Below are 2,619 nucleotides of genomic sequence, written 5' to 3'. Positions count from 1 at the left end.
GGCGAGCGCTGGGCGGCGCTCGAGCGACTCGGCGCGCGGCCGCAACGCCCGCTGTGGGCCAGCACAGGCACCAAGGACCCGAACGCGTCCGATGTGCTCTACATCGAGCAGCTCATCGCCCGCGACGTCATAAACACCATGTCACAGGCAACGCTCGCGGCGTTCGCCGACCACGGCGACGTGGCCGACGCGATCGGCCTCGACACCCACGACGCCGACCCGGTGCTGCGCGACGCCGCGGCCGCTGGCGTCGACCTGCCCGCGATCACCCGTGAGCTCGAACACGAGGGCGTGCGGGCGTTCTGCGACTCCTACCGCGAGCTGCTCGCCTGCATCGACGCCAAACTCGCCGACGTGACCACACCGGAGGCGGCTGCGTGACGGCCGTCACCGCGATGCGGGAACAACGTGGCGACGGGCACGCCGCGTCGAGGACTACGCCGCGATCGGCGACGGACCGTCGCGCTCGTCGCGTCCGGCGAATGACTGGCTGTACCTGCCCGCCGCGCCGGTGGAGGCCCGAGACGCGTCAATGTGTCGAGCGTGTGCACACGCCATCCAGGCGGTAGTTCACCGCGGCGTCGTCGACGAACATCACCGATAGCAGTTGGCCCGCGACGACCAGTCACGACGCGTGCCCGCCTTGACGTAGCCAACGTAGCCAGTTGGCTACGTTCACAAGCGCCGAAGTTACACCCAATGGACTCCAGCAGCCCGCTGACCTGCGCTTTGCGTGGAGCTAAGGGGAATCGAACCCCTGACCTCTTCCATGCCATGCACACGACGAACCGTCTGAGCTGTCCAGCGGCGTACCGCGGAGGCCACCCGCGTCCGATCGTATCCGACCGCCGAAAGAGCGACGAGCCGCGCAGGCAACACGTAATTCGTCCACAGCGCGCGCATGCGTCCTACGCCGTCGCTTCCCGTCCCGCCACGTCCGAGCATCCACGAATGGCTACGTTGCTGGCTACGTCGGCGTCATCGATCGGCGATAGCCGCGTGCCAGCGCGCGTCGCCGGTCGGGCGTGCGAGCGGGTCGGCGAACGTCTTCACCGTGTCCAACCTCGCCGAAGTCAGTCGGGAGCTCGGTGGCGTCGACACCACGTGCGGACCGGTATGCGCGGTAGGTCCGGTGCGGTGCCCGGTCGCAGGGGGGGTAGCTCGATCATCCTTAGGGCGGACGTGACCGGATCACCGAAGTTGACGTCGAGCCGGAACCGCACAACAGTCGTCGCGATGCGGGCGTCCATGGCGACACGCCCGGGTCGAAAGCGTCCTCACGGATCGGACGGGCGACCGCCGCCCCTGATCACGAACTGATCGGCGTACGGCGGCGCGCTGAGCCGGGCAAGCCAGCGCTCCATCACGTACAGCGTCAGCAGGTCCTACGTGCCGCGACCCTCACGGCGGGAACGGCGCTTCAGCTCCAGTACGCCCGCCCTCCGGGCGTCTGCCGCGTCGGCTGGCTCATTCGGCCAGCGTCACGTCCAACGCGCGCTGGACCGGCCCGTGCACGGCGAGTTCGCCGGCCAGCTGCAACAGAACGCTGAGGCGGCGTCATGACGACGCAGAATGTCGGCGCAGCGCGCCGTGCGCCAGCGGTTCTCCGAGCCAATGCCGTAAACCGCATCAGATCCGCCACGGTGCGCGCCGGGTCATCGGGGTGAGCTTCACATCTGCCGCTGTCGGCGCGCCTATGTGATCGGGGTGTTCGCCAGCGACACGACAGTCCCGACCACCAGGGCTGCGGCAACGGCCGGCATGAACCACCCCGGGCGCGCCCGGGCGCGCCACAGCGACCAGATGGCGACCACCGGGAGCAGGAGGCCGAACACGATGCTGCCAACGTGGCTGAGGTCGGACAGCGGCCACGCCTCTTCGCACATGGGCGGGCAGTAGATGATCGGGAAGCCGTTGGTCAGCGCCGCCCAGCCGGCGCCGAGGATCCCGGCGCTGGCGACGCCGCTGCCGTTGCCCCGAGCGCCCGCCATGAAGGAGATCGCCCACCAGAGCTGGATGAGCGCAACGCCGACAAGCGTCGTCGCCTCGGTCAGACTCAGCGTCCCGTGCAGGTCGAACAGGCCGACGCCGAAGTCGATGATGATGTGCAGCACGCTGACGAACATCGTCGCCAGGCCGACCCAGAGCCATGGTGGCATCCGCCAGTCGCGGCCCGACCACGCGAGTTGTTCGCTTCCCGCGTGCCCACTGGCGCGGGTGCGCTGACCGCTTGGGCTGGTAGTGGTCATGTCACTGTCCTTTCTGGCGTTTCGTGGGCGCCTACGCCGCCTGTCGGCGGACTCCGCGCCGTGGCATCGGAGTGGTTCGGTGTCCCTTCACGCCAGGCCTCCCGGAATGTCGTGCTAACCGCGGCCGGGTTGCAGGGGCTGTAGCCACAGCGACTGCTGCGTCGGCTGCATCCTGTGCTCGGCCGAAGCCAACAACTTGGTTGCGACGGTCTCCGGGTCGAACTGTTGGCGTACGCCCTCGCTGAACGCGGCGATCGTCGGCGCGGCGTCGTAGCGACGGGCGAGCGGCACGAACCGACGGCGGTCAGCGGCCTCGCTGTCACCGCGTCCCGGCACTGCGCTGGTCATCGGACGACGAGCTCGCCTGACA

Annotated in this window: 3 protein-coding genes; 1 reads left to right on the top strand and 2 read right to left on the bottom strand. The window is 69.1% G+C overall.

The features are described 5' to 3' along the window. Positions 1-381 (top strand): transaldolase family protein (locus tag VFZ70_01035; protein ID HEX6254371.1); only part of this gene is annotated, 381 nt, incomplete at its 5' end. Between the two features lie 1,313 nt (positions 382-1,694). Here VFZ70_01035 and VFZ70_01030 read toward each other — a convergent pair. Together VFZ70_01030 and VFZ70_01025 are read right to left on the bottom strand one after the other, a co-directional pair. After that, positions 1,695-2,249 (bottom strand): hypothetical protein, encoded by a 555-nt coding sequence (locus VFZ70_01030; protein ID HEX6254370.1) that lies wholly within the window; start codon positions 2,247-2,249, stop codon positions 1,695-1,697. Positions 2,250-2,363: 114 nt separating this feature from the next. Continuing rightward, positions 2,364-2,619: hypothetical protein (locus VFZ70_01025; protein HEX6254369.1), on the bottom strand; the 256-nt coding region annotated here is incomplete at its 5' end.

The organism is Euzebyales bacterium (assembly GCA_036374135.1).
Taxonomy (GTDB): Bacteria; Actinomycetota; Nitriliruptoria; order Euzebyales; family JAHELV01; genus JAHELV01.
Note: the sequence above shows the minus strand (reverse complement) of the source record. Positions and strands in the feature narration are given on the sequence as shown.

What these genes read in the sequence shown, in the direction of transcription:
- VFZ70_01030 (HEX6254370.1), bottom strand. Translation starts at nt 2,249, where the DNA reads ATGACCACTACCAGCCCAAGCGGTCAGCGCACCCGCGCCAGTGGGCAC.